16 protein-coding genes are annotated in these 15,796 nt (G+C 57.9%); 6 read left to right on the plus strand and 10 right to left on the minus strand.

The window, feature by feature from the left end:
• Positions 1-85: 85 nt before the first annotated feature.
• The 7 genes from yidC to G5229_RS17435 form a co-directional block, all read right to left on the minus strand.
• On the minus strand, positions 86-1,732 hold the full coding sequence (yidC, locus tag G5229_RS17405) for a membrane protein insertase YidC (RefSeq protein WP_350235434.1): 1,647 nt from the start codon (positions 1,730-1,732) through the stop codon (positions 86-88).
• A 5-nt stretch (positions 1,733-1,737) separates the two neighbouring features.
• Positions 1,738-1,986, minus strand: a complete 249-nt coding sequence (yidD, locus tag G5229_RS17410) for a membrane protein insertion efficiency factor YidD (protein ID WP_075116235.1) — start codon at positions 1,984-1,986, stop codon at positions 1,738-1,740.
• Entirely contained in the window at positions 1,953-2,312 is a 360-nt protein-coding gene (gene rnpA, locus G5229_RS17415) for a ribonuclease P protein component (protein WP_005342318.1), read from the minus strand. The genes yidD and rnpA overlap by 34 nt, the downstream gene beginning before the upstream one ends.
• Complete coding sequence (gene rpmH, locus G5229_RS17420; RefSeq protein ID WP_005307156.1) at positions 2,312-2,446, minus strand: 50S ribosomal protein L34; 135 nt, start codon at positions 2,444-2,446, stop codon at positions 2,312-2,314. The genes rnpA and rpmH overlap by 1 nt, the downstream gene beginning before the upstream one ends.
• A gap of 270 nt (positions 2,447-2,716) precedes the next feature.
• On the minus strand, positions 2,717-3,451 hold the full coding sequence (locus G5229_RS17425) for an amino acid ABC transporter ATP-binding protein (RefSeq protein WP_040068428.1): 735 nt from the start codon (positions 3,449-3,451) through the stop codon (positions 2,717-2,719).
• 12 nt (positions 3,452-3,463) lie between these two features.
• Positions 3,464-4,132: an amino acid ABC transporter permease gene (locus G5229_RS17430; protein ID WP_421209808.1), complete on the minus strand. Its 669-nt coding sequence runs from the start codon at positions 4,130-4,132 to the stop codon at positions 3,464-3,466.
• On the minus strand, positions 4,133-4,891 hold the full coding sequence (locus G5229_RS17435) for an amino acid ABC transporter substrate-binding protein (protein WP_005339308.1): 759 nt from the start codon (positions 4,889-4,891) through the stop codon (positions 4,133-4,135).
• 311 nt (positions 4,892-5,202) lie between these two features.
• On the opposite strand from G5229_RS17435, the gene dnaA reads away from it, so the two are divergent.
• The 4 genes from dnaA (at position 5,203) to gyrB (ending at position 11,274) form a co-directional block, all read left to right on the plus strand.
• Positions 5,203-6,573, plus strand: a complete 1,371-nt coding sequence (gene dnaA, locus G5229_RS17440) for a chromosomal replication initiator protein DnaA (protein WP_005339307.1) — start codon at positions 5,203-5,205, stop codon at positions 6,571-6,573.
• An 83-nt stretch (positions 6,574-6,656) separates the two neighbouring features.
• Entirely contained in the window at positions 6,657-7,760 is a 1,104-nt protein-coding gene (gene dnaN / locus G5229_RS17445) for a DNA polymerase III subunit beta (protein ID WP_005339306.1), read from the plus strand.
• A 2-nt stretch (positions 7,761-7,762) separates the two neighbouring features.
• Positions 7,763-8,866, plus strand: coding sequence for a DNA replication/repair protein RecF (recF, locus tag G5229_RS17450; protein ID WP_005339305.1), 1,104 nt, complete (start codon positions 7,763-7,765; stop codon positions 8,864-8,866).
• Positions 8,863-11,274, plus strand: a complete 2,412-nt coding sequence (gene gyrB, locus G5229_RS17455; RefSeq protein WP_076494165.1) for a DNA topoisomerase (ATP-hydrolyzing) subunit B — start codon at positions 8,863-8,865, stop codon at positions 11,272-11,274. The genes recF and gyrB overlap by 4 nt, the downstream gene beginning before the upstream one ends.
• A gap of 104 nt (positions 11,275-11,378) precedes the next feature.
• Here the strand turns inward: gyrB and G5229_RS17460 are convergent, their stop codons facing one another.
• Positions 11,379-12,338 (minus strand): helix-turn-helix domain-containing protein, encoded by a 960-nt coding sequence (locus G5229_RS17460; protein ID WP_337073438.1) that lies wholly within the window; start codon positions 12,336-12,338, stop codon positions 11,379-11,381.
• Positions 12,339-12,429: 91 nt separating this feature from the next.
• The gene (locus tag G5229_RS17465) at positions 12,430-13,200 is read right to left on the minus strand and encodes an MBL fold metallo-hydrolase (RefSeq protein ID WP_421209811.1); all 771 of its coding nucleotides are present in this window, start codon (positions 13,198-13,200) and stop codon (positions 12,430-12,432) included.
• 280 nt (positions 13,201-13,480) lie between these two features.
• Between G5229_RS17465 and G5229_RS17470 the strand changes: the two genes are divergently transcribed.
• Positions 13,481-13,894, plus strand: coding sequence for an Hsp20 family protein (locus G5229_RS17470; protein ID WP_005339298.1), 414 nt, complete (start codon positions 13,481-13,483; stop codon positions 13,892-13,894).
• Positions 13,895-13,986: 92 nt separating this feature from the next.
• Positions 13,987-14,427 (plus strand): Hsp20 family protein, encoded by a 441-nt coding sequence (locus G5229_RS17475; protein WP_216949909.1) that lies wholly within the window; start codon positions 13,987-13,989, stop codon positions 14,425-14,427.
• Between the two features lie 72 nt (positions 14,428-14,499).
• Here G5229_RS17475 and G5229_RS17480 read toward each other — a convergent pair whose 3' ends face one another.
• Positions 14,500-15,750, minus strand: a complete 1,251-nt coding sequence (locus G5229_RS17480) for a valine--pyruvate transaminase (RefSeq protein WP_216949910.1) — start codon at positions 15,748-15,750, stop codon at positions 14,500-14,502.
• Positions 15,751-15,796: the final 46 nt, after the last annotated feature.

A 15,796-nucleotide genomic window follows, 5' to 3' on the forward strand; every position in this document is an offset into this window, starting at 1 on the left:
TTGTTCGCTGATAGGAAAACGTAGTGGGAGACATTGTAATAAAAAAGGCGGCCCGAAGGCCGCCTCTTTTGTCATCACGGGAAGATTAGCTGCGTGAATGCAGTCCTTTCTTCTCCAGCTGACGATAGATGATGGTCTGCTGGATGATGGAGATGACGTTGCTCACCAGCCAGTAGAGAGTCAGGCCAGCCGGGAACCAGAGGAACATGAAAGTGAAGATGATCGGCATGAACTGCATCACTTTCTGCTGCATCGGGTCGGTTACGGTGGTCGGGCTCATCTTCTGCAGATACCACATGGAGGCACCCATGAGGATTGGCAGCACGAAGAAGGGGTCCTTGACTGACAGGTCAGTGATCCACAGGGCAAACGGCGCGTGACGCAGTTCAACGGACTCCATCAGTGCCCAGTAAAGGGCGATGAAGATCGGCATCTGAACCAGGATCGGCAGGCAGCCACCCAGCGGGTTGACCTTCTCCTTCTTGTACAGCTCCATCATGCCCTGAGACATCTTCTGGCGGTCATCGCCGAAGCGCTCGCGCAGGGCCGCAATCTTGGGTTGCAGCATGCGCATCTTGGCCATGGAGGTGTACTGGGCCTTGGTCAGCGGGAACATGATGCCGCGTACCAGCAGGGTCAGCATGATGATGGCCAGACCCCAGTTCTGGACGAAACCGTGGAACACGGTCAGCAGCCAGTGCAGCGGTTGGGCGATGAACCACAGCCAGCCGTAGTCGACGGTCAGGTCGAGATGGTTAGCCACCTTGGCCATCTGGTCTTGCAGCTTGGGGCCAACCCACAGTTTGCTGGTCACTTCGGCCTGTTGACCGGCAGCCACGTCAACCATCGGCGCCTTGTAACCGATGATGGCCTGGCCTTTGCCAGGGATCACGCGGCTGTAGAAGCTGTTGGTATCGTTGGCATTCGGAGCCCAGGCAGAAACGAAGTAGTGTTGCAGCATGGCGACCCAACCACCCTTGGTGGTCTTGTTCAGGTCGGCATCCTTCATCTCGTCGAAGGTGTACTTCTTGTAGCGGGTATCTTCAGTGGAGAAGGCACCACCACGGTAAGCGCTGGCTACCATGGCATGACCTTCCTGATCCTTCGGTGTGGCTACGGTCTGCTTCAGCTGACCATAGAACTGCACCTGAACCGGCTCGGCAGATTTGTTGTCGATCTTGTAATCAACGCCAACGGCATAGTCGCCACGCTTGAGGATGAACTCCTTGGTGAAGACCACGCCCTTGCTGTCGGTCCAGGTCATCGGAACGACGACTTGATCCTGACCATCGGCCAGCTGATAGCTGGTCTGGGCGGCTTCATAGGTAGGACGACCTTCGGCCTGACTGTCCGGACCATTGCGACCCACCAGACCGCTCTGGGCGATATAGAGGTGCTCAGGCTTGCTGGTCAGCAGCACGAACGGTTGGTCCTTGCCCTCTTCCAGTTTGTGAGACAGCAGTTCGGCAGACACGATGTCGCCACCCTGGGTATCCAGGGTCAGCTTGAGCACGTCAGAGGAGACGGTGATCAGCTTGCGTGCGGCAGTCGCATTGGCTTGCTCGGAAACCTGAGGAATATCACCGGTCTGACCGGCTTCAGGTACGAAATGTTCGGTTTGGGCCACGGTAGTCGGGGCCGGCTTCGGAGCCTTGTCGGACTCCCACTGTTGCCAGAGCAGAAAGCTCACGAACAGCAAACCGATCAGGAGTAGATTGCGTTGTGATTCCATAGTTTTCAGTTTCTTCGCTTTGGTTGCGGAACCGGGTCATAACCACCCTCGGATAAGGGATGGCATTTTAATAGACGTTTGCTGGCTAACCAAACGCCTTTTATGAAACCGTGAAGTCGGATGGCTTCTATCGCAAATTGGGAACAAGTTGGGGTAAAACGGCAGCGCGGCCCGAGCAGAGGGCTAATGATTAGCTGATACAGGCGTATCAGTTTGATAGCTACCCATTGCAACGGCGTGACAGGGTGCGCCATAGCTTTTCCAGTAACTTGAACAGTTCCTCGTTATCCATCTCTTTCACACCGGCCTTGGCGATCACCACGATGTCGATAGCGGGCAGCTGATGTTGTTTGAGGCGGAAACTTTCCCGAACCACCCGTTTGACACGATTACGCCAAACGGCACGCTTGAGTGCTTTTTTGGGCACAGCGAGACCAAGACGAGGGTGTTCGAGCGAATTGGGAGAAGCGAGAAGGGTAATCTGCGGAGAGGCGGCCCGGACAGGCTCGGCGAAAACGCGTTTGAAGTGTTCGGGAGTTAACAGACGTAACTCCCGAGAGAAGGTGTGCTGGGTAGGCATTAGACTACCAGGCGGGCACGACCCTTGGCACGACGAGCGGCCAGAACTTTACGACCGTTGGCAGTTGCCATGCGGGCGCGGAAACCGTGAGAGCGCTTGCGCTTCAGGTTGGACGGTTGAAAAGTACGTTTCATGATTCGATTCCGTATTTCTGTACAGTTTTGATTGTCACACTTAGCCGACGCGCCAGCTATAGCGTGTGACGACTAGCAAAAGAGGCCGAATTCTAAACAGAGTTCGGCTTTTAGTCAATCCGCCGTTCCCTCTCATCCTGCCGTGGTCTTGAAAAGGCCACTGCCGAGCGTGAGGATCCAGAGGATCAAGGGCTCCGGATTATACTGGCAACCCGGGGTTAAACAAGGGATCCCTCAATAAAAAAGGCGGCCAGGCCGCCAAAGAGAGAGCTATTTAAGGACTTTCCGCAAGAACTCCCGGGTACGGGGATCCTTGGGATCGACCAATATCTGATCCGGCGGGCCCTGCTCGACGATCCGTCCTCCTTCCATGAAGATCACCCGATCGGCAACATCACGAGCAAATTCAATCTCATGAGTCACCACCACCATGGTCTGGTGCTGGCGGGCCAACTCTTTCATCAGTCCCAAAACCTCGTCGACCCACTCGGGATCGAGGGCCGAGGTGGGCTCGTCAAACAGGATCACCTTGGAGTGTGCCGCCATGGCGCGGCCAATGCCGACCCGCTGCTGCTGGCCGCCGGAGAGGGAGGCCGGATAGGCATCCTGCTTGTCGGCGAGGCCAATGTCCTTGAGGATGCCGAGCGCTGTGGCGCGGGCCTCCGCTTTTGGCTGCTTCCAGACGGTGATCAGCCCTTCGGCGATGTTGTCGAGCGCCGTCTTGTTGGCAAACAGGGCGTAGTTCTGGAACACGAAGGAGGCCCGCTTGCGCAGCTCGATCGCCTGCTGTTCGCTGGCCTTGGCCAGATTCAGCTTGAGATCGTCGATGGCCAGGGTGCCCGCATCCGGGGTCTCCAGCAGGTTCAGGCAGCGCAACAGGGTCGACTTGCCGGTGCCGGAGGGGCCGATGATGACGACAATTTCCCCCTTTTTGACCTCCAGATCGATGCCGTTGAGCACCTGATTGCCGTGATATGCCTTGGAGAGGCCGGTTAGCTTGATCATGAGAGCCCTCCTTTAATAGGCACGGTTAAGACGAATTTCCAGCAGATGCTGCAAGCGGGTAAAGAAGATCACCACTACCCAGTAGATCAGCGCCACCGCCATAAAGCTCTCGAAGAACTTGAAGGAGGAGGAGGCTTCCATCTGCGCTTTGCCCATGATCTCGGCCACTCCCAGGGTGAACGCCAGCGAGGTGCTTTTGATCATGTCGATGAAGTAGTTCATCAGCGACGGGGTGGCGATACGGGCCGCCTGCGGCAGGATGATCCGCTGCATCGCCTGATAACGGCTCATGCCGATACTGAGCGCCGCCTCCATCTGGCTCTTGTGGATACCCAGGATCGACGCTCTGATCGACTCGGCCATGTAGGCGGCAAAGTGGAGGGTCAGACCTATGATGGCGGCGGTAAAGGCATCCATCCCGGAAAATACGTGGAACAGTTGTGGCAGCCCGTAATAGAGCAGAAACAGCTGGACGAGCAGCGGTGTACCCCGAAAGAACGAGATATAGAGCATCGCCAGCCAGTGGATCACGGGGATGCGAAAGACCCGTACTATCGCCAGTGCCAGCGAGAGTACGAGTGCCAACGCGAATCCCCACAGGGCCATCTCCATCGTGGTGCCCAGATATTTGAGCAGGATGGGAAACAGCCCCAGCGTGTATTCGAGGTCAAATTCCATCATTTATTTGTCGGTGATGTCGGAAGCGAACCATTTCTCGGAGATCTGACGCAGGGAGCCATCCTTGCGCATGGCAGTCAGGGCCTCGTCGACCTTCTTCAGCAGCGCCTGCTTCTCCGGGGTCTTCAGGAAGGGCAGGGCGTTCTCGATAGTCTCGAACGGTGCGCCAGCCTGTTGCAGCGGCAGCTTGGACTCCTTGATCAGCTGGGCGGTGGAGACGCGGTCCATCACGAAGGCGTCGATGCGACCCAGGGCGACATCCTGCTCGAAGGCGGAGTCATAGGTGCGGATATCGATCTTCTTGTTCGGGTCGTTCTTGCGCAGCAGCTCTTCGAAGTTGGAACCCAGGTTCACGGCCACCTTCTTGCCTTCCAGATCCTTGATGCCATGAATGGTGCTGTTGCCCTTGCGTACTACGATCTGGGCGCCGTCATAGACGTAAGGCTGGGAGAAGTCGTACTTAGCCTTGCGCTCGTCGGTGATGGTGATCTGGTTGGAGATAGTATCGATGCGGCCAGTTTCCAGCATGCCGAACAGGCCGGAGAAGCTGGCAGTCACGAATTCGACCTTGTAGCCGGTACGCTCGCCGATCTGGTTCCACATATCCACTTCAAAGCCCTGCAGCTTGTCCTGCTTGACGAAGGTGAACGGGAAATATTTGCCAGACATGCCGACCTTGATGGTCTCCTGGGCGATGGCCTGACCGGACAGGGTGGCGAGCAGGATGGCTGCGCCGGAAATCAGTTTGATGGATGTTTTCATGGTGTTTCTCTCTCTCAATGTCTTGTATTTGTAGTTGTAATAACTGGTTTGGCCCTGATGTTATTGGAATAAAATTTAAAAAATAAATGACATTTGGTTATATGAAATAACAGGAGAGAAGCACGGGATCGACCAATCCGGACGGTGGATCAAGCTGTGGGTAACTTTGGGGATGAAATCCGATCCAAAGGCGCTGGATCCTTGAAAGTCAAGGATCTTATTTGCTGGATCCACCGGGCGATGGCTGGAGATCCGGCGGCTAAAAACGTAGAATAGCCGGTCTTTAGTTAATCAATCGACAGGAGTTTAGAGTGACTGCTTCGCTATGGCAGCAGTGCCTTAACCGGCTGCAAGATGAGTTGCCCTCGGCAGAATTCAGCATGTGGATCCGGCCGCTTCAAGCGGAGTTGAGTGACAATACTCTGACCCTGTATGCACCGAATCGCTTTGTTCTGGACTGGGTACGAGACAAGTATCTCATCCGGGTTAACGGCATCATCAACGAACTCTGCGGGGTCGACGGCCCCGCCCTGCGTTTTGATATAGGCAATCGTCCCCATCCTGTTGCTGTCGCCAGAGCGCCGGTACAGGGTGCCGCGCCTGTGAATAACTTGCAGAAGAGCTGGGAAAGCAAGGCTGAAGCCAAGCCCGAGCCGAACCACAAGAGCAACACCAACGTGAACTATACCTTCGAGAATTTCGTCGAGGGTAAGTCCAACCAGTTGGCGCGTGCGGCTGCCCGTCAGGTAGCGGACAATCCGGGTGGTGCTTACAACCCGCTGTTCCTCTATGGCGGCACCGGCCTTGGTAAAACCCACCTGCTGCACGCCGTTGGCAATGCCATCAAGGAGAGTAAAAAAGATGCCAAAGTCATCTATATGCACTCCGAGCGGTTTGTTCAGGACATGGTGAAAGCGCTGCAAAACAACGCCATTGAAGAGTTCAAGCGTTACTACCGCAGCGTCGATGCCCTGCTCATCGATGACATCCAGTTCTTCGCCAACAAGGAGCGCTCCCAGGAGGAGTTCTTCCATACCTTCAATGCCTTGCTGGAAGGTAACCAGCAGATCATCCTGACCTCGGATCGCTATCCGAAGGAGATCAACGGTGTCGAGGATCGCCTCAAGTCCCGCTTCGGCTGGGGCCTGACCGTGGCGATCGAACCGCCGGAGCTGGAGACCCGTGTCGCGATCCTGATGCGCAAGGCAGACGAGAACCAGATCCATCTGCCGGACGAAGTGGCCTTCTTCATTGCCAAACGTCTGCGATCCAACGTCCGTGAACTGGAAGGCGCCCTCAACCGGGTGATCGCCAACGCCAACTTCACCGGCCGTGCCATCAATATTGATTTCGTGCGCGAAGCGCTGCGCGACCTGTTGGCACTGCAGGAGAAGCTGGTCACCATCGACAACATCCAGAAGACGGTGGCGGAGTACTACAAGATCAAGCTGGCGGATCTTCTCTCCAAGCGTCGTTCCCGCTCTGTTGCCCGTCCGCGCCAACTGGCGATGGCACTGGCCAAGGAGCTGACCAACCACAGTTTGCCGGAGATAGGTGATGCCTTTGGTGGTCGTGACCACACTACCGTTCTTCATGCCTGCCGCAAGATCGAGCAGCTGAAGGAGGAGAGTCACGACATCAAGGAGGACTATTCCAACCTGATCCGTACCCTTTCTTCCTGATAACGGAATCGAGTGGACAGATGCAGCGCGAATATTCCAACCTGATCCGAATCTTTTCCTCCTAATCACAACGGAGAGCACAGATGCAGCTCGAAATTAGCCGTGAGGCCCTGTTACGTCCTCTGCAGCTGGTGTCCGGCGCCCTCGGCGGCCGACCGACCCTGCCGATCCTCGGCAACGTGCTGCTTGATGTCAGCAACGGTCTGCTGTCACTGACCGGTACCGATCTCGAAGTAGAGATGATCGGTCAGGTCTATCTGAACGGGGCCAGCGAAGATGGCCGCACCACAGTACCGGCGCGCAAGCTGCTGGATATCTGCCGTGGTCTGCCGGAAGGCGCCGAGATCCGTCTCAATACCGAAGGGGAGCGCCTGATCATCCGATCCGGTCGCTCCCGCTTCAACCTCTCGACCCTGCCGGCGACCGAGTATCCGAACATTGAAGATTGGGAATCCGTGCTCGAGTTCGATATCAGCCAGCTGGAGCTGAAGAAGCTGATCGATGCGACCCAGTTCTCCATGGCCAGCCAGGACGTGCGTTACTACCTGAACGGCATGCTGTTCGAGAGTGAAGGTCACGGTCTGCGTACCGTAGCGACCGACGGTCACCGTCTGGCCACCTGCCGCCGCGAGGTAGTAGGGGAATCGCTGCCCGATCATCAGGTTATCCTGCCGCGCAAAGGGGTATTGGAGCTGGTGCGTCTGCTGGAGGCGGAAGACAAGCCGGTGCGGCTGCAGATCGGTCGCAGCAACCTGCGTGCTGCGCTGGACGGCTTCATCTTCACCTCCAAGCTGGTGGATGGCCGCTTCCCGGACTGGCGCCGCGTCATTCCGCGCAACAGCGACAAGGCCCTCATCGCCGGCCGTGAGGATCTGCGTCAGGCGTTTGCCCGCGCCGCCATCCTCTCCAACGAGAAATTCCGTGGGGTGCGTCTCAATCTGCAGGAAAACCTGCTGCGCATCACCGCCAACAACCCGGAACAGGAAGAAGCCGAAGAGCTGCTTGACGTACAATATGCCGCTGGCGAGATGGAGATCGGCTTTAACGTCTCTTATGTGCTCGACGTGCTGAATACGTTAAAATGTGACCAAATTCGGATTAGCCTGAGCGATTCCATCAGCAGTGCCATTATTGAGGATTTTGAACATCAGGATGCTCAGTACGTGGTGATGCCGATGCGGATCTAGTCGTGTCCCTGGTCAAACTCCAGCTCAGCGACTTTCGCAATATCCAGCAAGCCAGTCTCAAGCTGTCGCCCGGCCTCAACATTCTGGTCGGGTGCAATGGCAGCGGCAAGACCAGCGTGCTGGAAGCCATTCACTACCTTGGTCTGGGGCGCTCCTTTCGCACTCATTTGACCGGGCGGGTCATCCGCCAGGGGGAGAGGGCGTTTACCCTGTTTGCCCAGTGCGAGCTGGAGGGGCGTCAGGTACCTATCGGTCTTGCCAAAGACAAGAGTGGCGAGACCCAGCTCAAGATTGCCGGGGCACAGGCCCAGCGGCTTGCCGATTTGGCGGAGCTGTTGCCGGTGCAGTTGATCCATCCCGATGGCTTCAACCTGCTGACGGGCGGGCCTCAGGCTCGCCGCGCCTGGCTCGATTGGGGCGTTTTCCATCAGGAGCCAACCTTCTTTGCCCTCTGGGGACGAGTGCGGCGGCTGCTGAAACAGCGCAATGCGCTGCTGCGCCAGAGCACCCAGTACCGCCAGCTGGCGTTCTGGGATCAGGAGTTGGTGCGGCTGGGTGGTGAGCTGGCCGAGTTTCGCGCCAGTTATTGTCAGGCCATTACGCCCCTGATCAAGGAAATGACGGCGGATTTTCTGCCGGAATTCGATATCAGTCTCGGCTTTTACCGGGGCTGGGAGAAAGATACTCCCCTCGGCGATCTGCTGGAGGCGGGGTTTGAGCGGGATCGGGCGCTGGGCTATACCGGTGTCGGTCCACAAAAAGCCGATGTGCGCCTCAAGGCGAACGGGGTGCCCGCTCAGGATATTTTGTCCCGGGGTCAGCTGAAGTTGCTGGTCTGCGCCATGCGACTGGCCCAAGGGCTCTATTTGAATCAACATAGCAGCCGTGGCTGTATTTTTTTAATTGACGATTTTGCCTCTGAACTGGATGTCGACAAGCGCCGCTTGCTGGCCGCAAGGCTGAAGCAGTGTGCGTCCCAGGTGTTTATCACCGCCATCGACACCGGTCAGCTCGCAGACATGATGGATGCGAATGACTGCAAGTTGTTCCACGTGGAACAGGGTAAAATCTCCGAAACGTTAGAGAAGGCAGAGAGTAAGCTATGAGTGAAAATACTTACGACTCCTCGAATATCAAGGTGCTGAAGGGCCTGGATGCGGTCCGCAAGCGCCCGGGGATGTATATCGGCGATACGGATGATGGCTCGGGTCTGCACCACATGGTGTTCGAGGTCGTCGATAACTCCATTGACGAGGCGCTCGCTGGCTACTGCTCCGATATTCAGGTCAAGATCCATTCCGATGGCTCCGTCTCCGTGCGTGATAACGGCCGTGGTATTCCGGTCGATATTCACCCGGAAGAGGGCCGCTCCGCTGCCGAAGTCATCATGACCGTGCTGCACGCTGGCGGTAAGTTCGATGACAACTCCTACAAGGTTTCCGGTGGTCTGCACGGCGTCGGCGTCTCCGTCGTTAACGCCCTCTCTGACAAGCTGTTGCTGACCATTCGTCGTAACGGCCACGTCTACGAACAGACCTATCATCTGGGTGAGCCGCAAGCTCCGCTCAAGCAGATTGGCGACAGCACCGGCACCGGTACAGAAGTTCGCTTCTGGCCAAGCCCGACCATCTTCAGCGACACCCTGTTCCACTACGAGATTCTGGCCAAGCGCCTGCGCGAGCTCTCCTTCCTCAACTCCGGTGTTTCCATCCGTCTGATGGATGAGCGTGACGGCCGTGAGGCGCATTTCTGCTACGAGGGTGGCATCAAGGCGTTTGTTGAATACCTGAACCAGAACAAGACCCCGATCCACCCGAAGGTGTTCCATTTCACCACCGAGCAGGATGGTATCGGCGTTGAAGTGGCGATGCAGTGGAATGACGCCTATCAGGAAGGGGTCTACTGCTTCACCAACAACATCCCGCAGCGGGATGGTGGTACTCACCTCGTTGGCTTCCGTACCGCGCTGACCCGTACTCTGAACTCCTATATGGACAAAGAGGATTACAGCAAGAAGGCCAAGTCTGCCGCCAGTGGCGACGACGTGCGTGAAGGTCTGATTGCCGTTATCTCCGTCAAGGTGCCGGATCCCAAGTTCTCCTCCCAGACCAAGGACAAGCTGGTCTCTTCCGAAGTGAAGACCGCAGTTGAGCAGGCGATGGGTGAGAAGCTGGCGGACTTCCTGCTGGAAAACCCGGGCGATGCCAAGATCGTGGTCAACAAGATCATCGATGCGGCCCGTGCCCGTGAAGCGGCCCGCAAAGCCCGCGAACTGACCCGCCGCAAAGGCGCGCTGGATATCGCCGGTCTGCCCGGCAAGCTGGCTGACTGTCAGGAAAAAGACCCGGCTCTCTCCGAACTCTACATAGTGGAAGGGGACTCTGCTGGCGGTTCCGCCAAGCAGGGTCGCAACCGTAAGAACCAGGCCATCCTGCCGCTCAAGGGTAAAATCCTGAACGTTGAGAAGGCCCGTTTCGACAAGATGATCTCCTCGCAAGAGGTGGGCACCCTGATCACTGCACTGGGTTGCGGTATCGGTCGCGACGAGTACAACCCGGACAAGCTGCGTTATCACAACATCATCATCATGACCGATGCGGACGTCGATGGTGCGCACATCCGAACCCTGCTGCTGACCTTCTTCTATCGTCAGATGCCGGAAATCATCGAACGTGGCTATGTCTACATTGCCCAGCCGCCGCTCTACAAGGTGAAGAAGGGCAAGCAGGAGCAGTATCTGAAAGACGAAGACGCGCTGCTGCAGTACCAGACCGCCATGGCGCTGGACGGTGCTACCCTGCACGTCAACGAGTCTGCTCCGGCCATCGGTGGCGAGGCGCTGGAGCGTCTGGTCAACCAGCATCGCTCGGTGACTCACCTGATCACCCGCATGTCTCGTCGTGCGCCCGAAGCCGTGCTGACCCAGCTGATCTATCAGCCGGAGCTGAACGAAGCGCTGCTGAACAGCGAGAGCGATCTGCTGGCCTGGTGTCAGGGTATGGAAGCCGTGCTCAACGAGAGCAACCACGGTATCCAGTACCAGATCCAGGTTCGTCGTGATGAAGAGCGCAGCCTGTACGTGCCGCACGCCGTGGTACGTCAGCACGGTGTCGACCGCGAATATCCGCTCAGCTACGACTTCCTGCAGTCCGGTGAGTACCGTCAACTGGTCTCGCTGGGCAAGGAGATCGCCAACCTGATCGAGGAAGGTGGTTTCATCAAGCGTGGCGAGAAGGTCAAACCGGTTGCCAACTTCGTCGAAGCCGTCGAGTGGCTGATGGGTGAAGGCAAACGCGGCATCTACATCCAGCGCTATAAAGGGCTGGGTGAGATGAACCCTGACCAGCTTTGGGAAACCACCATGGATCCGGAAGCTCGTCGCATGCTGCGCGTCACCATCGACGACGCCGTCGGTGCTGACCAGCTCTTCTCCACCCTGATGGGTGATGCCGTTGAGCCCCGTCGTGACTTTATCGAGACCAATGCCCTGCGCGTAGCCAACCTCGACGTCTAATCGACGCTGTCAGCTCGATATAAAAAAAGCCGCTCCCTGTGAGCGGCTTTTTGTTTTTGGGCGAAAGAAGTTGCACGTTCCACGTGAAACATCGTGCTTTGGTATCAGGGGTTTTGGCCACGAAAAGATCGTCGCCACTCGCTGGGGGAGATGGCAAAGCGGCCGCGGAAGTGGTTGCGCAAAGAGGTGGCACTCTTGAAGCCAACCAGCTCGGCAATGCGATCGATTGAATGGCCGCTTACCTCCAGCAGCTCCTGACTGCGCCTGAGCCGCTCCGCCAGCAGCCATTCACCCACCGAGAGGCCGGTAGCCTGATGAAAACGGCGGGTAAAGGTGCGGCGGCTCATCAGGGTGTGGGCCGCCAGAGAATCCAGGGTGTGAGGCTCGGCCAGATGGGCACGCAGGTGATCGAGCAACTGGTTCATCCGGACATCGCGCGTGGAGGCGGGCACCGGCTGCTCGATAAACTGGGCCTGACCCCCTTCCCGGTGGGGCGGGATCACCAGCCGCCGTGCCACCTTGTTGGCGATGGCCGAGCCGTGGTACTGGCGTACCAGATAGAGGCAGCAGTCCAGCCCGGCGGCAGTGCCTGCCGAGGTGACAAGCCCTTCGTCATCCACATAGAGGGCGTTGGTATCGAGCTGCACGCAGGGAAAGCGGTGGCAGAAATCTTGCTCGTACTCCCAGTGGGTCGATGCCTTGCGACCATTGAGCAGCCCGGCGTAGGCGAGCACATAGGTACCGAGGCAGAGCCCGACCAGCCGGGCACCTCTGGCTCTGGCGGCAATCAGGGCATCGAGCAGCGCTGCTGGTGGCCGTGCTGCCGGGTCGTGCCAGAAGGGGATGACGATGATCTCCGCCTCGGCCAGCACCTCCAGCCCATGAGGAGCCTGAATGGTGAATCCTTGCGCCGAGTGTGAATGAGGGTTGCCATCACCGCAGCAGATCTTGAGCTCGAACAGCGGCTGGCCCGGCAGGATATCACCGAAGATGAGGCAGGGGACGGCGCAGTGAAAAGGGCTGAAGTGATCGAAGGTCACCACGGCAACGATCGGGGTGGTCATGGTGTTGGCTCCTCTCTGCGCTCAGACCACTCATCATAATCGTTCGGTAGTGAAAGCCGAAGGGCCATCTCTGGCATGGCCCTCCTGCGGGTCACAGCGATATCGCCTCGCCATCTTGCGGCACCCGTACCCGATCCATCATGCCCCGTTCCGACAGATAGTCGCGCAGCTCTAGGCGTGACAGCACGGCGTGGTTGACCGCCTCCATATGGCTGGCGATCAGCGTGGCTTGCGGTGCGGCCTGATAAACGGCGGCGACATCCTCCTTGCCCATGATGATGGAACCGAGTCCGGGCACCTGTGCATCGCCACAGTTGAGGATGATGACCTCAGGCTGATGCTGTTGCAGGGCTTGCTCGACCGTGGGATGCCAGATGGTATCACCGGCCAGATAGAGGCACTGCTCATCGGGGTGGGTGAAGACCACGCCGCATACCTCTCCCATGCGCTCGCCCAGTACCGCCATCAACTGGTCGCTGCCGTGTTGGCCACCGGTCTGCTGCAGGCGAATGCCGGCAAACTCGGGCTGGTCGCTCAGCAGGCGCACATCCTCAAAGCCACTGGCACGAATGGCATCGGCATCTTTCTGATGTTGTACCAAGAGCGGCAGATGCTTGGGGATCTTGGCTCTGGCGGCATCATCCCAGTGGTCGGGATGGTCGTGGGTGACGATAACGGCGTCCACATCGACCAGCTCATCGATCGGTAGCGGCAGCTCGACCAGCGGATTGCGCAGCTGGCTGTTGGCGGTGCCCTCAAAGCCGGGGAAGGCTCCCTTGGCCGAGAGCATGGGGTCGATCAGAAAGCGGGTGCCGGCATAGTCGAGCAGCAAGGTGGCGTTGCGAACCTGGGTAATCTTCATGGGGTGGCTCCATGTTGGCTGGTGTATATGCAACCAATTATGGGGTGCGGAGCGCATTGCCATCAGTGGCCCACGGGTCGATTATCATCACTATCGGGCCAACAGGTTGATGTTCTACAGACCGGCGCGGCCATTTAAAAAATTTGAAAAAATCCCCTTGAAAGCAAAAAGTGAGCCCCTATATAGGTAACAAGGCCGGAACGCTCGACAGAGGTTTCGACCAGGCGCCCGTCCATAAGGAGGGCAAACAATCCGTTATCGCTCATAAGAGGGTAATACTATGCGTTCTATCGACTTTTCTCCGCTCTATCGTTCTGCCATCGGTTTCGATCGTCTGGCCAATCTCATCGAATCTGCGGCCAGCAATGGCAATGCCGGTTATCCCCCCTACAACATCGAGCAGTTGGGTGACAACGACTACCGCATCAGCATGGCGGTGGCGGGCTTTACCCAGGAAGAGCTGGAGCTGAGCTTTCAGGAAAATCTGCTGACTGTGAAGGGCAACAAGCAGGCCGACACCGGGCGCAACTATCTCTATCAGGGGATTGCCGAACGTGGTTTCGAGCGTCGCTTCCAGTTGGCCGATTATGTGCGGGTGAAAGGGGCCGACCTGAAAAACGGCTTGCTGCACATCGAACTGGTGCGTGAAGTGCCCGAGGCGATGAAGCCGCGCAAGATAGAGATCAACGGCTGATAGCCTGAATTCACTGAAATTATAAAATTTCCCGGGTGCCGATGACGGGCCTGTGGAGAGTTGAACCTGTTGCTTATTAGAAGGATAGGATTATGCGTAACCTCGATTTTTCTCATCTCTATTCCAACGCCGTCGGCTTCGAGCGGATGGCCCGCGAGCTGGAAGGTCTGTTCGAGCAGAAGACCGCCGCTTACCCTCCGTACAACATTGAAAAGCGCGATCAGGATGGCTATCGCATCACGGTCGCCGTGGCTGGCTTCGAGCGCGAAGAGCTGGAGCTGGAGACCGAAAACGGCACCCTCAAGGTGAAGGGGTGCAAAGGGGCTGCGGCCGGTGAGCGTCAGTTCCTCCATCAGGGGATTGCCGAGCGCGACTTCGAGCTCGCCTTCAAGCTGAGCCAGCACGTGGAAGTGCAGGGCGCCAAGCTGGAGCATGGTCTGTTGACCATCGATCTGGCGCGCGAACTGCCGGAGGCGCTCAAGCCCCGCACCATCCCCATCGGCAAACCCGAGCAGCTGGCGCTGCCCGGCTAAGCAAACCGGATCGCGATAAACAATAAAGGCCTGCAGATGCAGGCCTTTCTGTTTTTGGCTGGCCGGACTGACTTAGCCGGCGTAGAGGGCGTTTATTTCATCGGCCAGAATGGCGATGCCGCGGCGAACCAGCTCCTCGCTTTGGGAGTAGTTGAGGCGGATGCACTCCTGGCTGTGGCGCCACTCTGGGTCGTCGATGCCGGGGAAGAAGTAGTGACCCGGCACGATCAGCAGGTTCTTCGCCTTCAGTCGCTCATAGAGCTCCTGACAGTGGATCGGTAAACCCTCGAACCAGAGCCAGAGGAAGAGGGCGCCTTCCGGCTTGTGGATATGGAAGCGCGGGTCGGGGATCGCTTCGCGCAGCAGCTGCACCGCCAGCTCCGCTTTCTGCTGATAGAAGGGCTTCACCACCTGTTCGCTGAGGGCGATGATCTCGCCGCTCTCGATCATCGGGATGGTGATGGCGGGCCCCAGACTGCCCGGCGCCAGATTGATGATGCCGCTCAGGTTGGTGATGGCCTGGATGATCTTCTCGTCGGCGATGACGATGCCGCAGCGGGTGCCTGGCAGGCCGAGTTTGGAGAGGCTCATGCAGAGGATGGTGTTGGCGTTCCAGAACGGCTTGGCTTCGCTGAAGATGATGCCCGGGAAGGGGACGCCGTAGGCGTTGTCGATCAGCAGCGGAATCCCCTTGTCGCGGGCGATCTGATCGAGGTGTTCGATCTCTTCGTCGGTCAGCACGTTGCCAGTGGGATTGGTGGGACGGGAGACGCAGATCACCCCGATATCGTCACCTACCTGAAGACTCTCGAAATCCACGTGGTATTTGAACTGGCCATCGGGCAGCTTCTCGATGGTGGGTTTGTAGGCCACGAAGTAGTCGTCGGTCAGCGCCGAGTCGGCATAGCCGATGTATTCGGGGGCGAGCGGGAACAGCACCTTCTTCTTGCGGCCATCGGCAAATTCACCGGCCAGCAGGTTGAACAGGTAGAAGAAGGCATTCTGACTGCCGTTGGTCAGGGCGATATTGCGGGCCGAGATATCCCATCCCAGCTCCTTGCTGAGCAGGGCGGCCAGCGCTTTGGTGAACCTGTCTTTGCCCTGTGGGCCGTCGTAGTTGGCCATCGCTTTGACCAGCTCGCCGTTGTCGAGCAGGCTCTTGGCCTCGGCTTGAAAGCGTTCCAGCATGGCGGGGATGGGGGCCGGATTGCCGCCACCCAGCATGATGGCGTCCGGATTGGTCAGCCCCTGATTGAGGTCATCCATGAGTTGGGTAATACCGGCGTGGCGAGTGAACTTCTCGCCGAACAAGGAAAATTCCATTCAGTGACAGATCCAGATTTGAGTTACGGGGATGTAGCACCATAGC

The sequence above is a fragment of the Aeromonas sp. 602396 genome, from assembly GCF_049173735.1.
In the GTDB taxonomy this organism is placed as follows: Bacteria; Pseudomonadota; Gammaproteobacteria; order Enterobacterales; family Aeromonadaceae; genus Aeromonas; species Aeromonas veronii_A.

Coding starts and splice junctions, on each gene's coding strand:
- yidC (WP_350235434.1), bottom strand. CDS start 1,732: ATGGAATCACAACGCAATCTACTCCTGATCGGTTTGCTGTTCGTGAGC.
- yidD (WP_075116235.1), bottom strand. CDS start 1,986: ATGGCGCACCCTGTCACGCCGTTGCAATGGGTAGCTATCAAACTGATA.
- rnpA (WP_005342318.1), bottom strand. CDS start 2,312: ATGCCTACCCAGCACACCTTCTCTCGGGAGTTACGTCTGTTAACTCCC.
- rpmH (WP_005307156.1), bottom strand. CDS start 2,446: ATGAAACGTACTTTTCAACCGTCCAACCTGAAGCGCAAGCGCTCTCAC.
- G5229_RS17425 (WP_040068428.1), bottom strand. CDS start 3,451: ATGATCAAGCTAACCGGCCTCTCCAAGGCATATCACGGCAATCAGGTG.
- G5229_RS17430 (WP_421209808.1), bottom strand. CDS start 4,132: ATGATGGAATTTGACCTCGAATACACGCTGGGGCTGTTTCCCATCCTG.
- G5229_RS17435 (WP_005339308.1), bottom strand. CDS start 4,891: ATGAAAACATCCATCAAACTGATTTCCGGCGCAGCCATCCTGCTCGCC.
- dnaN (WP_005339306.1), top strand. CDS start 6,657: ATGCAGCTCGAAATTAGCCGTGAGGCCCTGTTACGTCCTCTGCAGCTG.
- gyrB (WP_076494165.1), top strand. CDS start 8,863: ATGAGTGAAAATACTTACGACTCCTCGAATATCAAGGTGCTGAAGGGC.
- G5229_RS17460 (WP_337073438.1), bottom strand. CDS start 12,338: ATGACCACCCCGATCGTTGCCGTGGTGACCTTCGATCACTTCAGCCCT.
- G5229_RS17465 (WP_421209811.1), bottom strand. CDS start 13,200: ATGAAGATTACCCAGGTTCGCAACGCCACCTTGCTGCTCGACTATGCC.
- G5229_RS17470 (WP_005339298.1), top strand. CDS start 13,481: ATGCGTTCTATCGACTTTTCTCCGCTCTATCGTTCTGCCATCGGTTTC.
- G5229_RS17475 (WP_216949909.1), top strand. CDS start 13,987: ATGCGTAACCTCGATTTTTCTCATCTCTATTCCAACGCCGTCGGCTTC.
- G5229_RS17480 (WP_216949910.1), bottom strand. CDS start 15,750: ATGGAATTTTCCTTGTTCGGCGAGAAGTTCACTCGCCACGCCGGTATT.